Source organism: Enterococcus viikkiensis (genome assembly GCF_005405345.1).
In the GTDB taxonomy this organism is placed as follows: Bacteria; Bacillota; Bacilli; order Lactobacillales; family Enterococcaceae; genus Enterococcus_A; species Enterococcus_A viikkiensis.
Map to the genome: position 1 here is coordinate 107,148 of NZ_BJDW01000003.1, position 15,037 is coordinate 122,184.

Here is a 15,037-nt window from a genome sequence, read left to right on the forward strand (position 1 = left end):
AAGTGAAGCTGGCAAAAAAAGCGTCTTTTGAGTTTCCTCAAAAGACGCTTAGACGTGGTCCCACTTTTGTTTGCAATTGCTTGCCTTGAAACAGGTAACGTCTGTGAATCGTCCTTAGCTACATATCGCTAAGGCCACTCCGAGATGCATTTCACAACAGATGATTTGACTGCTTGCACCGACCGCAGCCTCTCTGAAAAATCAATCGTTGGTACTTCTTCTCTTCTATGTGTTTACATAACTTGATTTAAATGGGCTAAGGCTTTTTCTTTGCCTAATAATTCAACCGTTTCAGGTAATTCAGGTCCGTGGGTCACACCGCTGACGGCGACACGAATCGGCATCCATAATTTTTTCCCTTTAACGCCAGTTTCTTTTTGAACAGCTTTGATTGCAGCCAAAACATTCGCTGCATCTACCGTTTCCATTGCTTCTAATTGGGCTTTAAAAGCCTTCAATACCGTTGGTACATCTTCTTCCGCCAACACTGCTTTGGCAGCGTCATCCAAAACTGGATGTTCTTCAAAGAACAAGTTTGAGACTTCCGTAATTTCTGCGGTGTAGCTCATTTGTGGTTGATACAAGCTAATTACTCGTTTTACCCAATCTTTGCGTTCAGGCGTTGGATTTTCTTCAACTTTTCCAGCTTTGATCAAGAATGGCAGACACAATTCAGTTAATTTGTCTAAGTCCATTGCTTTGATGTAATGGTTGTTCACCCATTCTAATTTCTTTGGATCAAAGGCCGCTGGTGATTTGCTTAACCGTTTTGTATCGAACAATTTAACCAACTCTTCTTGAGAAAAGATTTCGTCTTCACCGACTGGAGACCAGCCTAGTAAAGTAATGAAGTTAAACATTGCTTCTGGCAAATAACCTAATTCCCGGTATTGTTCGATGAATTGTAGAATACTTTCGTCACGTTTACTTAATTTTTTACCGGTTTCACTATTAATGATCAACGTCATGTGACCAAAGGTTGGACGTGTCCAACCGAAAGCATCGTAAATCATTAATTGTTTTGGCGTGTTGGCGATATGGTCGTCCCCACGCAATACATGTGTGATCTTCATAAAGTGATCATCTACGGCTACCGCAAAGTTATAGGTTGGCATGCCATCACGTTTTTGAATAACAAAATCGCCACCAACATTATCCGATTCAAAACTGATTTCGCCTTTGACCATATCGTCAAAAGCAAAGCTAGTATTACGGGGAACACGGAAACGAACCACTGGTTCTAAACCTTGTGCTTCTTTTTCAGCTTGTTGTTCAGGTGTTAAGTTCGCACATTTGCCACCATAATGAGGCATCTCTCCACGAGCACGTTGCGCTTCACGTTCGGCTTCTAACTCTTCTGGAGTGCAATAACATTTATAAGCCAAATTACTAGCCAATAATTGGTCGATCAATGGTTGATAAATCTCTCTGCGTTCAGATTGACGGTAAGGCCCGTATTCTCCTGGATTTTCTGGTGATTCATCCCAGTCGATCCCTAACCATGCCAAGTTTTCTAGCTGACTTTTTTCACCATCTTCAATGTTGCGTTTCAAGTCAGTATCCTCGATCCGAATGATGAATTCTCCATCATTGTGACGAGCGAATAAATAATTGAATAATGCTGTTCGAGCATTTCCGATGTGTAAGTGTCCAGTTGGACTTGGTGCATAACGTACACGAATTTTTGACATAATTGGTTCCTCTTTCCCGCTTTTTTAGCAAATAAAACATTTGCTCCATAGCTCAAATTGTACAATCAATCCATTGTTTAGTAAAGTCACAGCGTTACTTTGCTGTCTTATCATTGGTATAATCTAATTTCTTTTCAGGTGAATCGTCTTTGATATTGCGGCTCGAATGGGCTGGTTTCGCAAAAATCATCCGTCCAGCGGCTGTTTGCAACGCGCTAGTTACAACGACTTCGATATGCTCATTCATATAATGTTGACCATCTTCCACAACCACCATCGTACCATCGTCTAAATAAGCGACGCCTTGTTGCCGTTCTGTTCCGGCTTTAACGACTAAGACATTCATATTTTCCCCCGGAATCACAACCGGCTTCACTGCATTGGCTAAGGCATTAATGTTCAAGACTGCGACATTTTGAAATTCAGATACTTTATTCAAGTTGTAATCGTTGGTGACGATCACACCGTCTAACAATTTTGCTAATTTAATCAATTTACTATCAACTTCGCTGATATCTTCAAAGTCACCATCGTACATTTCAACAGCGATGCCTTCTTCTTTTTGCAAAGCATTCAAGATATCTAACCCGCGACGCCCGCGAACACGTTTCAAGCTGTCACCAGAGTCTGCGATATATTGCAATTCATATAAGACAAAATTCGGAATCATTAAGACCCCTTCTAAAAAACCAGTCTTCGCAATATCGTAGATGCGACCATCAATGATCACGCTAGTATCCAAGATCTTGTACTTATGAAAATGATCATCGGCTTTACGTTCTAGCACTTCTCCATCGTTGGTCTCAGTTTTTTTATTCCGACCACCGAAGAATTTTTTCAATTCATCGATTCGGGTCGTTCCCATCCGAAACCCTAAATAACCTAATAGCAGCATAATCAAGATCGGTAACGCGCTATTAATGAATGGAATTGGGATCTGATACAACGGCGTCGTACCAATCAATCCTAGCGTCAATCCTAAGATTGCACCGACCACTCCAAATAAAATATAGGTTAAACTCAGTTCATTTAATTGTTTTTCGATTTTCTTTACACCAACTGTGATTGGTTCTACGATCGCCAAAGAAATAAGATAAAAAATAATTGCACCGATTAGGCCATTCGTAAATGAATTATTCAACCACATGTTGTTTGCATAACCGATTGCTAACCATGCTATGGGCAATAGGGTAATCCCTAAACTCATCCCAACAATGGTAACGATCACTGTCAACACACGTTTTTGCATGCCATCCCTCCTAAAAAATTATTCAACGGTGCGGAGAAAAATCTCCACACCCGTGAGTCACATTTTAACGAAATACTTTTCTCAAGGTTTCCCCTAAGGTCGCCACTGGAATCAATTCGATGCCTTTTGGCGGTGTCCATTCACCCAGATTGTTCTTCGGTAAATAGATTTTTTTGAAGCCTAATTTACTTGCTTCTTTGACGCGTTGTTCAATACTGCTGACGCGGCGAATCTCTCCGGTCAAACCAATTTCACCGATAAAACACTCGGTGGCCTCCGTCCCGTTTTCTTTGTAGCTGGAAGCAATCGCTACCGCTACCGCCAAGTCAATCGCCGGCTCATTCAGCTTGACGCCGCCAGCGGCTTTCAAATAGGCATCTTGGTTTTGCAGCAGAAGGCCTGCCCGTTTTTCTAGCACCGCCATAATCAATGAAACACGATTAAAATCCAGTCCCGTCGTCGTACGTTTCGCGTTGCCGAAAACCGTTGGTGTGACTAAGGCCTGGACTTCGACTAAAATCGGCCGGCTACCTTCCATCGCGACGACGATCGCCGAACCGGTGGCTCCTTCCAAGCGTTCTTCTAAGAAAACCTGTGAAGGGTTGGCCACTTCGACTAAACCACTTTCCCGCATTTCAAAAATCCCAATCTCATTTGTCGATCCAAACCGGTTTTTCACCGCTCGTAAGATACGGAAGCTGTGATGCTTCTCGCCTTCAAAGTACAACACGGTGTCCACCATATGTTCCAACATTCGCGGACCGGCGATGTTTCCTTCTTTAGTTACGTGACCGACGATAAAGATCGCAATGCCATTGGTCTTCGCTAACTTCAATAATTCTGCGGTCGTTTCTCGTACTTGACTGACCGAACCCGCCACACTGGTAATGTCTGGTTGGGTCATGGTTTGAATCGAGTCGATAATTACATAATCTGGCTTCAAATTCTCGATTGTGCGGCTGATCTCACCCATGTCTGTCTCGGCATACAAATAGAAATCAGTGTCGCTAGACCCTAGACGTTCCGCCCGCAACTTAATTTGCTGCGCGCTTTCCTCCCCTGACACATACAAAACAGTACCGCCTGTTGCCGCTAATTGATGAGAAACTTGTAAAAGCAGGGTCGACTTTCCGATTCCGGGGTCACCACCGATTAAGACGAGCGAACCCGGTACCACACCACCGCCAAGCACGCGGTTCAATTCGGCTAACTCTGTTTGAACACGCGTTTCCTTTTTGAAGACCACATCTTTCAATTTGGTGGGCTGTGCTCGTTCACCGGTTAAACTGACCCGATTGCGGCGATCTTCCGGATGGTTTTGTTCAATTTCTTCCACCATTGTATTCCAATTTCCACAGTTGGGACAGCGCCCCAGATATTTAGGCGAAACATAACCGCATTCTTGACAGATAAATTGTGTCTTGGATTTTTTTGCCAAAACTTTCGCCTCACTCAAAATAGATTTTATTGTTGATCAGATGAACCAAAGCCACCAGTCCGAAGCGTTTCAGCCCGGTCATTATCCGCTTTGAGGAAGGGTAAGAAAATCCCTTGGCCGATGCGTTCACCTTTTTTAATTTTTACATCCGTTAAACCAAAATTCGAAAATTGGAACATGATGTGTCCCTCGTTGTCTGAATTGTTGTAATAATCGCTATCGATCACGCCGATTCCGTTACTTAAAGTAATGAACCGTTTCAACGGATTGCTGGAGCGATTAGCTAACTGCAAATACTCATCTTCACCCATATAAGCTTTGATTCCAGTCGGGACCAAAACCGGCTTAAGGATTTTCTCTGAAGCTTCTGCGTCTTTCGTGAAATGTTGGATCACTTGCTTCCAAATCGCTGGAATGACGATATCCTCTGCTGCTTCAAAATCATAGCCAGCGGCATTTTTTGTTGCTCGTATCGGTAAATGGATGCCTTTTGCTTGATATGCTGTTGTAATTTCAAACCCTCTTACTGTCATAATGGACTCCCTTTTTTAAAAACAAAAATGCTTTTTTGATCATTGCTTAGATGATTTTACAAATCACCTGAAAACCCAAAGAAATTCTCGTCAAAATAAGCTGCTCTTTCTTTGTGAAACATATAGTTATTTTAACATAGTGCGCCTTTGGATTCGTCATTCTTTTACGAAAACTCTGGGGAAATTTAATGAATTTTTTTCTTCTTTACTAATTTTCACTGATCCGTTGATCTAGTGCTGGAATCCGATTAATATACATCTCGATCCGCTTCGCATAAGAAGGTTTTTCCTCATACGTTTTGATTTGATTCTTCAATGTTCCCAAGTCGTCTGTTATGATGCCATTCACGTTTAACGAGATCATTCGATCCATTGAATCCGCATTGTTTACTGTCCAAGCATAAACACTCTTCTGCTCTTGATGGGCCCGTTGAACAAAATCACTCGTCAGCGTCGTTTCCTCCATCGTATAGCCATTCGCCGCTGTTTGAGGGAATACTAAATTATACGGCAGGATGTAGCTGACAAACAACTTTGGCGCTTCCTTTTTCAACTCCACCACTACATCATAGTCTAACGAATGTATGCGATGATGGTGGGTCAAAATATTTTTTTGATATTTTTCAACAAAATTTTTCACCATATCTTTCGAATCCGCAGCGCTTGTTTTGATTTCAATCAGCAATTTCTGCTGATGCTGATTGGCGTAAGCTAGATAATCATCAAAGCTTGCCACCGGTGCCACGTGACCATTTTCTGTTGCAAATAAATCCTGTAATTCTACCAAAGTCAGATCATGAGTCGTTTTATCTTGCCCAGTTAAATTTTTCAGATTTTTATCATGCATTACAACGAATTGATGATCCTTGGTTTCTTGAATATCCATCTCGATATAATCCGGCTTTTCTTTGATTGTTTCAGCCATCGCAGGGATCGTATTTTGAACACCGTTTCCATCATCCACTCCTCGATGAGAAATGGTCAGCGGAATCGCATCAGTCAAACCAGCGAGGTAAAGGGCATTGCTGATTAGAATCGAGCCGCCAAAAAAGAGACACAATGCTCCGGCTGCGATTCGCCTCCAAAGACTCAGACGCTTCAAGTGCACAGGTCGTTCGCCGCTAATCATTAGCGGATAAAATTTTTGTACTAAGACACTGAAGTAAAGGACTGTCGCCCAAGCCAGCATTAATTGACTAAAAAATTGAATACTCGTCAAGGTTAGCATCGCTCCCACTGCTGGAAAAGGTGCGGGCAATAAATCAAAGATTGTTTGACAAAGATAGCTGAATCCGTAACCAACATAAGAGATAAAGGTCAAAAACATCGTCAAAATAAAAATACGCCAACCGTAGTGCCAGAACCGATGATGGGTCAGTTTCAAACTTTTTTCAATCGCAGCCTTTGGTCTTTCGTCAGAAAAAATCATTAACGGCAAAACAAATAATAACCGAATTCCGATATAAGACACTACTAGCGAGCCCACCACTAGTAAAAGGGCAAAAACTACATTTTCACTCAAATATTCCAAAATAAAAACCGGAATTGTGACTTTGCTTAATAAAGGGGTTCGAAAAATTGCATTGGCAAAAGGCAGAATCAAGAGAAAATAGAATAGAAAGAAAAAGAATGTCGCTGGACGTAAATGCCGCATGCGATAGATCGATTGCTTAAAGATACCCCACAGCGACCGATTCTCCTTCGTTTGAATACTTTTTATGCCTAACAATTGAAACGTAAATTGCAAAAAAACCAACGTCAAAACGAGAGCAAGCAATAAGAGCAGTGCAATCAAGACGGCTGGATGTTTAGTGATGATTGTTAAAATATTGGTATTAGAAACATAAGGAATATTGCCTCGCTGTAAAATAAAGGCCACTAAAAATTGCACCACGGGAATCACCAGCATCTCTAAGACAATATTTGTACCAACAATCAAAAGAATATAGCTACCCCAATGACGTAAAAACTCTCGTGAATAGGTAAAGAAAAACCGAAGTGAAGACACCTTGCATTCCTCCTTATTAAAAGTAAAACACTTTTGATAACTGATAAAAGCACCACTGACCGCTAGCTCGTTTTAAGGTATCTCTTTTTCCAAAATCGGAAAAAGAAAGGTGATCCTCGTACGCATATCATCCAACTAAACAGCTTATACTATTATTTTCATTCAAATCCTAGTATTGAAATTGAAACTTAAGAACTGCGAAAAGTTGGACTGACAAGAATAATCGGGCACAGAAGGGTTATGTGTCCGATTGTGTTTGGCGTTTTTGATCGTAGTTGGGATCAAATTCGTCGGTTTCGATATAGATATAGGCTTTTTTATCTGGTAGTGCTTGGCGGATCACTCGTTCGATCTGATTGACGACATCGTAGCTGACGCCTTCATAAGAATCCGCGATATCGATCTTGGCGGCGATCATCACTTCAGTTGGTCCTAAGTGCACCGTTTTGATATCGATGACTTTTTTGACTTCTTCGCGGTTGAAGGCCGTTTGAATTTTCAACAGGTCTGCTTTTGAGACGCTTTCGCCAATAATCAAGCTGTAAAATTCTCGCGCTAAAAAGATCGAGGCAAACAAAAGCATCATCCCGATCAACAATCCACTCAAGGCGTCAAACATCGGATTGCCAGTCAGCATCGTTAAAATAGTTCCGACAATCGCTAAAACTAACCCGATCACCGCACAAAAATCTTCCGTAAAAATAATCAAAATTTCACTATGACGACTTTCATGTAAAAAGCGGAATAACGACAATTTTTCCGTATTCAGCTCATGAATTTCCTTGATTGCAATTCGCAACGAGCTGCCTTCAACTAGAATCCCGAAAACTAGGATTGCTAAGATGATTAAAGGATTTTCTACTTCATGGCTGGGATGGAACAATTTTTCCACGGCTTCCCAAATCCCTAAAGCACCCCCACCAAAAAACAGCATGGTTGCTACAATGGTACTAAAGAAATATTTTGCCCGGCCTTCACCAAACTGATGCAGCTCACTTTGGCCCCGATTCGCCCGGCGATTACCGAATAATAGTAAAATTTGATTGCTACAATCCACCACACTGTGGATGCTTTCATTCATCATCGCAGCACTGCCGCTAAGCATATAGCCGACAAACTTACTGACTGCGACTAAAATATTCGCTAACAGCGCAGCCAGTACGGCCATCGACCCTTGCGTTTTTTTCTCTTCCATTTGATTCACTCACTTCCTGATTGTATCTATTATAAATCAGAAAGGAAAAATCATAAAAACATATCTCTTTCCCTTCGTGAAGCAAATCCCTCGTCTTTAGAGCTGAATTGTGGAAAAATCAAAAGAAAGCTAGGAGGGATTTTTATGCGTCTATGGCATGAAGCACTGATACCCGTACTTCCACGACAACAATTATTAGGGCAGCATCGCGAAATTGCTGCGTTGCGGGGCAAAGGCTGGGGCAAAAAGCACGCCACGGTGGATTATGTTTTCACTCATCCTTATTACAAATTGTATCAATTTCATTTATTGGTTCTGGAGGAAATGAAGTATCGTGGCTACAAGCCTGATTCCTTATGGTTCGATCCGCTGTACCGCGGGAAAAACTTATCTCCTTTAGCAGCGACTCAGCCATTCCCCCTCACTCGTCCGATCTATCCCGAGCATAATGAAGATTATCTAACAGAATGTCTGCTGAATCTGGCGCAAAAAGGCATCCATCCTTTTGACTAAGCCTTAAACTCGGTCATATCCCCACGAAAACGCAAGGGCAGATGATTCCGTTGAGCCCGATAATTGGCTCGTTCATCAATCGTCACTGCTCGTAAAAAAGTCTGCCATTGCTGGCGAATGTCCTGTTCCTCACTGGCTTCCGAAAATTCGGGACAGCTAGTATTTGCCATCAAATGGATGTCCCCCTGATCAATGATCCCCAAAAGCTCATGGGTCTCATCATAAATCATGATTTTTTCTTGGGGATAACGCTCGGCGAAATGAGGACACAGATAAGGCATGACATAGTGCTTTGGATGGATTTTGATGAATAACACGTCGCCAACATATTCAAACCGGACAAACCCCGTCAATGCATGGCTTTCTCCAAGCAAGGCTCGAATACTTTTGGCTAACGCTAGGATCGCAGGATGTCCTAAATGATTTTCTAATAAATCCTTTGTCTGCAACGCAATCTCGATTGCTTCTAATAAATAGCGTTCTTTCCCTTCTAGCGTAGCGTAAAAACCATTTTGAATAAATTGAAAGTTTTCTGATCGCAATCGTTGACGCAGACGGCGATAAATTTTTTCCCCTCGTAGCACATCCGTTTCGATCCACTCCGCCAAAAATAAAGTTTCGACCGCTGTCTCCGGTGATAAGATTAGTGTCGGAAATTTTTTCTCCCGAAAGCTACGATCCACGATAGTCATAAACCCTAAAAAGCTACCATCATACTCCCAATGCTCCGCGGATTCTTCCATGAAACTCACCTACTTTTCGCGTGCTCAAAACGTTCCACATCAAATAAGGATAGCTGTTCACTAGTGGATTGTGTGTTGTGCTTCTTTAACACCTCATATTGCTTTGAAGAAATCAGCGAGGTGATGATCCATTCCGGATCTTTGATCAATCCGGCAGGCGTTTCATGGTTGCAGGCGATAAAATATTGCGCCCGCTTGATCACGATGCCTAATTTTTTTAAATCGGTGAGATGCAATCGATAATATTTTCTTGCCTTTACGATGTTTTGCGCGCTCTTCGGCCCGATCCCGGGAACGCGCAACAACTGATCGTAGGATGCCGTCTGGACGTCAACGGGGAAGCGTTGGTAATTTTGTACCGCCCAATTGGCTTTAGGATCGAGATATAAATTAAAGTTTGGTTTGTCCTCAGATAAAATCTCGTCCGTGGTAAATTTGTAATAACGTAACAACCAATCCGCCTGATACAACCGATGTTCTCTTAATAGCGGCGGATCTGTCGTCACTGCCGGCAATAACTTATCTTGATTGACTGGAATATAGGCCGAATAATAGACCCGCTTCAATTGATACTTTTGATACAAATTCTCCGAAATCTTCACGATTGAACGATCACTCTCAGGGCTAGCTCCGATAATCATCTGAGTTGACTGACCAGCTGGCACAAAACTTGGTGCATTCCGCACCATTGGTAAGAATTCCTGTTCTTTTTTTACCGTCGTAATCTGCTTCATCGGCTTGTATACGTCAAAGGGATCTTTATCTGGAGCCAGCAATTTTAGACTTTCGCGGGAAGGGAGTTCAACATTGACACTCATTCGATCCGCCAGAAAACCAAGTTCTTCGATTAATTTTTCATCCGCGCCAGGAATCGCCTTAACGTGGATATACCCACGAAAGCCTTTTTCTTCCCTTAAAATTTTTAGCGTTTTGATTAAGAGCTCACAAGTGTAGTCCGGGTTCTTGATAATGGCAGAGCTCAAAAACAAGCCTTCGATATAATTGCGCAGATAGAAATCCATCGTTAAATCTGCCACCTCTTGCGGCGTGAACGTCGCTCGCGGAATCGCATTCGATTTTCGATTGATGCAATAATGACAATCAAAGATGCAAGCATTAGTGAATAACAATTTTAATAACGATACGCAGCGTCCATCGGGGGTAAAGGAATGACAAATTCCAGAGACTTGCGTGCTTCCTACCGTTCCCTGCCGCGTATTATTTTCTACACCACTGCTGGAACAAGAAACATCATATTTCGCTGACTCAGCCAAAATTTCAATTTTTCTTTCCAGCTCCATCAAAAGTCCTCCTTTTTATCGAACGTATGTTCTTATTTAATCAAAGAAAGTCCTCTTTGTCAAAAAATTTCTTGTGAGATACTGCTAAAGACGGATGACGTCTTTTGAGAATTTGCTATACTTTTAGTCATAACAACAGCTGTTCATTCCTTTTTTTCAATCAGGAAAGAGTTAGCTGTACAGCAAGATAAGGAGAATGAAAGATGGAAAGAAAACAATATGTTTGTGATAAATGTGGATGCCAGCAGTATACATCCGACCAATTCCAAGCAACAGGGGGAAATTTCGCAAAGATCTTCGATGTACAAAATAAAAAATTCACGACGATTAGCTGTAAACAATGTGGCTACACTGAACTCTACCGCGGGGCAACATCAGATGGTTGGAATATTCTAGACTTCCTAATGGGGGGAAGCTAAAAAAGAAGGGGCAAACTCGTTGAACGAAGTCTGTCCCTTTTTTTATTAAATGTTACTTTTCAAAATACCCCATCCAAGAGCGATCCTCTTCGTTGGCCTTTGCTCCTACGGAGGCTTTTTGGGTTGATTTTCTAACTACATCACCTTCGCCGCTTAAATCCTCCATCGACGCTTTGTATTCTGGATAAACCACGGCCTCCAACTCATTGAGATCACGATTCGTGAAAAACTCCTCCCTCCGCTCCTCTGGCTCAGTTTGCGAAAACTCCGTCATCGGTTCAACCGCCACTTGGTCCTTCTGATCAAACCAAAAAAAGAGTAAAACGGCTACTAACACACCAACAAGCGCTGCTAGTTTTTCATCTAGTCCTCCCTTACCAGTTCTTCATGCTTTTAGTATGCCATAAATGAGAACGCTTTTACACAAAAGGCTGTCTCTCGCGATAAATAGGCTTTGACTGAATCAAAAAAAGCTAAAAACCTATGAAGGTTCTTAGCTACATTTTTTAATCGAATTCTTCGTATTCATTTGGGTCTTGATCGTCAATTCGACCGTCGGCTTTTTCTAATAAATTGATTCTTTCAAGCTCTGTTTGTGACAATTCAAAATCAAAAATCGTTAAATTCTCCCGTTGGTGCTGCAAGTTACGAGATTTTGGAATCGGCACGATTCCACGTTGATGATGCCAGCGTAAAACGATTTGCGCTGGTGTCTTGTGGTATTTTTCTGCGAGTTCTTGAATCACCGATTTCGTTAGCACGTCATTGCCGCGGCCTAACGGACTCCAAGCTTCTGTTAGAATGCCGCGTTTTTTATTTTCAGCAACCATTCGTTCTTGGACCCAGTAAGGATGGATCTCGATTTGATTGACCGCTGGGGTCACACCCGTTGCTTCGATAATTGTATCCAAATGCTCTGGCTCAAAATTGGAAACACCGATCGAGCGAATCAATCCTAACTTTTGCGCATCAACCAATGCCTGCCATGCTTCGGTATACAACCCCCGCTTAGGTAATGGCCAATGGATCAAGTACAGATCAACATACGTTAAGCCCATCCGAAACAAGGATTCTTGAATCATCATTAAGGCATCCTCATAATGGTGGTATTTTCCCGGCAGCTTCGTCGTTACAAAAAATTCCGAACGAGGAAGACCTGAACGGCGAATCGCTTCTCCCACAATTCCTTCACTGTCATAATTCGTGGACGTGTCTAACAAGCGATAGCCGTCCTGGATCGCTGTCAACACTTGATCCACCCCTTGACCTCCTCGGATCTGATAGGTTCCCAGTCCAACAGCCGGTAAAAAATGTCCGTCATTCAATGGTATCAATGGTGCAGTCATCAGCAAATTCCTCCTAATTTTTATTTATCCTTTAACAAGCTAAAAAAACACTCATGTTTACGTGTATCTTTTCATCACCATTCCACCTTACCACCAAATTCTTGGCCTTGTTAAATTCTCTGCTCAGCGTGAGCAACTTTTTCTTAGATCGGCAGAAAAAAAAGCGAGAAAGAAGTATACTACAATTGAATAGCAATGAGAGGAGAAGATGATGATGGATTCAATTATTGGTATCGTTCTAGGAATGATCTTCGCAAACGGCATCCCCCATTTTGTCAAAGGGATTACCGCAGAAAAATGGCCTGTTCCTTGGAAAACATTCGCATCCGCTCCAACGAATGTTTTGTGGGCGATCACGAATTGGTTAGTAGCGATTATTTTATTTACGCTCTTTAAGCCAGTCGTTAATAGCTTTGATGCAGTCTGCTTTTTGCTAGGTATGGGAATTACTGGATACTATCTCGCCTTGCATTGGTCAGAGAAAAAAGACGAGACAGACTAATTTGTTTAAGCGAACGCGCTACTAAAGGATTTTTTTCCTTTACTAGCGCGTTCTTTTTTATTCAACCGTTAGTTATGCTTGCATCGCCGGTAATTCGTTTTTATTTAATTTATTCAAATAAGGAATCATCATGATCACACCAGCGACAAAGGCGATCCCTTCGGTAATAGTCATGGACCAAATCAAGCCGGTCAAACCATAAAAATGGTGCAACAAAAGAACGACTGGAATGAAAAAGGTTCCTTGGATCGTAGACATGATGCCCGTTTGGGCGCCAAAACCTGAGGATTGGAAGATTCCGGTAAATAAACCAGAGAATCCGTTAAAGACGGAAGAAACTAATTGTGCTGCTAAAATCGTTAGTCCGACTTGTACCACGCGAGGGTCACTAGTGAATAAACGTAATACGGGCACTCGGAATAAATAAACAACGAGCGCAAAAATAATTGAAATACCGCCGATCCATAAAGAAACTTCCTTCAATGCTTCTTTTAGACGCTTGGTATTGTGGGCAGAGAAACTATACGCAAACAAAGGCATCGCACCCAAAAATAAGCCCATCGTTAAAAATTCGGGTAATTGTGCAATCCGTACAGCAATCCCAAAGCTAGCAACCACATTCTCGCCATATTCTACTGAAAAATTGTTCAACAACAAGGTCGTCACAATCATAAACGCTGATTTAAATAGCTCTGAAACACCGATTTTATAGACTTCTAATTGGTCACTGAGAGAAAGTTTAAAATGCCTCAAGAAGCCTTTCAAGAATTCACTTCTATTTTCTAAAAACCAAACATAATAAGCGGTGGAAGCTAGATTGGCAATAACCGTTGAGATCCCGGCACCGATCACATGCAGATTAAAAACCAAGATCAATAGTGCATCTAGCACAATACTAACAGCCACACTAATAAACATTCCGTACATCGATTCCTTCGATGCGTCTTCTGAACGAACTATTTGCTCCAAGGCAAAGTTCAAAATAAAGGCGAATCCGCCAGCAAATAAAATCGTTGAATATTGTTTTGTGTAGAGCAGTGTTTGTCCGTCCGCGCCAAGTAAGTGAACAAACGGCGTCATAAATAAAATAGCGACTGCTCCGATAATCAACCCAAGAATAATGCTTGTGTAAAAAGAATAGCCGGCGACTTTCTTCCCTTTCTGAGTATCCCCGCTACCTAATAGCCGCGTAATAAAACTGCCACCGCCGACACCAAACATATTGCCGACGGCCATCAAAATGATCGTAATCGGCATCGCTAAAGTAATCGCCGACATCATATTCGTATCATGGACCCGACCAATAAAATACGCGTTGATTAAATTGTAGATCGTTGTGGCTGAGATCCCTACCATCATCGGGATCGATAAATGGGCGATGGCTTTGCGAATGGGACTTTCTTTTAAATAATAACTATTCGATGCATTGACTTCAAATTCCTTCATGATACTACCTTCTTCTATTTATTTATAATAGTTAGAATTCTAACTATTTAGGTACAAGCAGTTCTATACTGCTTGTTCATTAAAAACTGTGATCGATTTTTCTAAGTAACTCGGTTAACTCTTGCACTTCTTCCGAGTCTAATGCTTTGATCAGCTCTTTTTCAGCTGCATAAAACGCCTCATTGGTTTCATTAATGATCGCTTTTCCTTTAGGCAAAACATAAATATTTTTTTGCCGCTCATTATCGGCTGGAATCCGGCGTTCGATGTACCCTTTTTTTTCTAACCCTTGCAACATACTAGTGATACTGGCGCCTCGTCGTTGAAAGACTTCAGCCAAATCTTTTTGGATCAAGCCTTTGTCTTCGTTTTGTGCGATATACGCAATCATTCGTGCTTGTTGCGGACTGACACCTAACGATTCCGTGCGATCTTTCATCGATTCACGAGATTTATGCATGATCGAGCGCAGTAGATTGGAAACAACCATTCTATCCAAAAGAACCCCTCCTAACTGTTAGACACCTAACTGTTAGAAAATAATATACACGCTGGCAAAACAAAAGTCAATGGAAAAGATTCGTTTTCTAAAAATTAGATTTCTAACTTTATTTACGCATTCTAATTTTTTCCGGTTTCAAGTAGAATACAAG

General features: G+C 41.7%; 15 protein-coding genes and 1 other annotated feature. Of the genes, 3 read left to right on the forward strand and 12 right to left on the reverse strand.

Annotation, left to right across the window (positions count from 1 at the left end; translation table 11 throughout):
• Positions 1-37: 37 nt before the first annotated feature.
• Positions 38-237, reverse strand: a binding site (T-box leader).
• The 6 genes from gltX to FFM67_RS03000 form a co-directional block, all read right to left on the reverse strand.
• Positions 234-1,691, reverse strand: a complete 1,458-nt coding sequence (gltX, locus tag FFM67_RS02975) for a glutamate--tRNA ligase (protein ID WP_137613147.1) — start codon at positions 1,689-1,691, stop codon at positions 234-236. Its footprint overlaps the feature before it by 4 nt.
• Positions 1,692-1,785: 94 nt before the next feature.
• A complete protein-coding gene (locus FFM67_RS02980; RefSeq protein ID WP_137613148.1) occupies positions 1,786-2,940 on the reverse strand; it encodes a PIN/TRAM domain-containing protein in 1,155 nt (384 codons plus the stop codon).
• 64 nt (positions 2,941-3,004) lie between these two features.
• Positions 3,005-4,378, reverse strand: coding sequence for a DNA repair protein RadA (gene radA, locus FFM67_RS02985; RefSeq protein WP_137613149.1), 1,374 nt, complete (start codon positions 4,376-4,378; stop codon positions 3,005-3,007).
• A 26-nt stretch (positions 4,379-4,404) separates the two neighbouring features.
• Positions 4,405-4,911, reverse strand: coding sequence for a dCTP deaminase/dUTPase family protein (locus tag FFM67_RS02990; protein ID WP_137613150.1), 507 nt, complete (start codon positions 4,909-4,911; stop codon positions 4,405-4,407).
• A gap of 208 nt (positions 4,912-5,119) precedes the next feature.
• On the reverse strand, positions 5,120-6,919 hold the full coding sequence (locus FFM67_RS02995) for a glycerophosphoryl diester phosphodiesterase membrane domain-containing protein (RefSeq protein ID WP_137613151.1): 1,800 nt from the start codon (positions 6,917-6,919) through the stop codon (positions 5,120-5,122).
• 238 nt (positions 6,920-7,157) lie between these two features.
• Positions 7,158-8,114, reverse strand: a complete 957-nt coding sequence (locus FFM67_RS03000; protein ID WP_137613152.1) for a cation diffusion facilitator family transporter — start codon at positions 8,112-8,114, stop codon at positions 7,158-7,160.
• Between the two features lie 144 nt (positions 8,115-8,258).
• Here FFM67_RS03000 and FFM67_RS03005 point away from each other — a divergent pair, with 144 nt between their 5' ends.
• The gene (locus FFM67_RS03005) at positions 8,259-8,627 is read left to right on the forward strand and encodes a TIGR02328 family protein (RefSeq protein WP_137613153.1); all 369 of its coding nucleotides are present in this window, start codon (positions 8,259-8,261) and stop codon (positions 8,625-8,627) included.
• On the opposite strand, the gene FFM67_RS03010 is transcribed toward FFM67_RS03005, so the two are convergent.
• Together FFM67_RS03010 and FFM67_RS03015 are read right to left on the reverse strand one after the other, a co-directional pair.
• Positions 8,624-9,370 (reverse strand): TIGR03915 family putative DNA repair protein, encoded by a 747-nt coding sequence (locus tag FFM67_RS03010; protein ID WP_137613154.1) that lies wholly within the window; start codon positions 9,368-9,370, stop codon positions 8,624-8,626. The genes FFM67_RS03005 and FFM67_RS03010 overlap by 4 nt on opposite strands.
• Positions 9,371-9,375: 5 nt before the next feature.
• Positions 9,376-10,671: a putative DNA modification/repair radical SAM protein gene (locus FFM67_RS03015; RefSeq protein WP_137613155.1), complete on the reverse strand. Its 1,296-nt coding sequence runs from the start codon at positions 10,669-10,671 to the stop codon at positions 9,376-9,378.
• Positions 10,672-10,874: 203 nt separating this feature from the next.
• On the opposite strand from FFM67_RS03015, the gene FFM67_RS03020 reads away from it, so the two are divergent.
• Positions 10,875-11,090, forward strand: a complete 216-nt coding sequence (locus tag FFM67_RS03020; protein WP_137613156.1) for a zinc ribbon domain-containing protein — start codon at positions 10,875-10,877, stop codon at positions 11,088-11,090.
• Positions 11,091-11,142: 52 nt separating this feature from the next.
• Here the strand turns inward: FFM67_RS03020 and FFM67_RS03025 are convergent, their stop codons facing one another.
• Positions 11,143-11,379 carry a hypothetical protein gene (locus tag FFM67_RS03025; RefSeq protein ID WP_246042896.1) on the reverse strand — a complete coding sequence of 79 codons (237 nt, stop codon included), beginning with the start codon at positions 11,377-11,379 and terminating at the stop codon, positions 11,143-11,145.
• A gap of 217 nt (positions 11,380-11,596) precedes the next feature.
• On the reverse strand, positions 11,597-12,436 hold the full coding sequence (locus tag FFM67_RS03030; RefSeq protein ID WP_137613158.1) for an aldo/keto reductase: 840 nt from the start codon (positions 12,434-12,436) through the stop codon (positions 11,597-11,599).
• A 214-nt stretch (positions 12,437-12,650) separates the two neighbouring features.
• On the opposite strand from FFM67_RS03030, the gene FFM67_RS03035 reads away from it, so the two are divergent.
• Positions 12,651-12,938 (forward strand): hypothetical protein, encoded by a 288-nt coding sequence (locus FFM67_RS03035; RefSeq protein WP_137613159.1) that lies wholly within the window; start codon positions 12,651-12,653, stop codon positions 12,936-12,938.
• A gap of 72 nt (positions 12,939-13,010) precedes the next feature.
• Here FFM67_RS03035 and FFM67_RS03040 read toward each other — a convergent pair whose 3' ends face one another.
• Together FFM67_RS03040 and FFM67_RS03045 are read right to left on the reverse strand one after the other, a co-directional pair.
• Positions 13,011-14,384, reverse strand: a complete 1,374-nt coding sequence (locus tag FFM67_RS03040) for an MATE family efflux transporter (protein WP_137613160.1) — start codon at positions 14,382-14,384, stop codon at positions 13,011-13,013.
• A 79-nt stretch (positions 14,385-14,463) separates the two neighbouring features.
• Entirely contained in the window at positions 14,464-14,883 is a 420-nt protein-coding gene (locus FFM67_RS03045) for a MarR family winged helix-turn-helix transcriptional regulator (RefSeq protein WP_137613161.1), read from the reverse strand.
• Positions 14,884-15,037: the final 154 nt, after the last annotated feature.

Bases quoted from the DNA above. Each gene is read 5' to 3' on its own strand.
- FFM67_RS03000 (WP_137613152.1), bottom strand. From the start codon at position 8,114: ATGGAAGAGAAAAAAACGCAAGGGTCGATGGCCGTACTGGCTGCGCTG.
- FFM67_RS03030 (WP_137613158.1), bottom strand. From the start codon at position 12,436: ATGACTGCACCATTGATACCATTGAATGACGGACATTTTTTACCGGCT.
- FFM67_RS02980 (WP_137613148.1), bottom strand. From the start codon at position 2,940: ATGCAAAAACGTGTGTTGACAGTGATCGTTACCATTGTTGGGATGAGT.
- FFM67_RS03010 (WP_137613154.1), bottom strand. From the start codon at position 9,370: ATGGAAGAATCCGCGGAGCATTGGGAGTATGATGGTAGCTTTTTAGGG.
- FFM67_RS03005 (WP_137613153.1), top strand. From the start codon at position 8,259: ATGCGTCTATGGCATGAAGCACTGATACCCGTACTTCCACGACAACAA.
- FFM67_RS03020 (WP_137613156.1), top strand. From the start codon at position 10,875: ATGGAAAGAAAACAATATGTTTGTGATAAATGTGGATGCCAGCAGTAT.
- FFM67_RS02990 (WP_137613150.1), bottom strand. From the start codon at position 4,911: ATGACAGTAAGAGGGTTTGAAATTACAACAGCATATCAAGCAAAAGGC.
- FFM67_RS03040 (WP_137613160.1), bottom strand. From the start codon at position 14,384: ATGAAGGAATTTGAAGTCAATGCATCGAATAGTTATTATTTAAAAGAA.
- FFM67_RS03035 (WP_137613159.1), top strand. From the start codon at position 12,651: ATGGATTCAATTATTGGTATCGTTCTAGGAATGATCTTCGCAAACGGC.
- gltX (WP_137613147.1), bottom strand. From the start codon at position 1,691: ATGTCAAAAATTCGTGTACGTTATGCACCAAGTCCAACTGGACACTTA.
- FFM67_RS03015 (WP_137613155.1), bottom strand. From the start codon at position 10,671: ATGGAGCTGGAAAGAAAAATTGAAATTTTGGCTGAGTCAGCGAAATAT.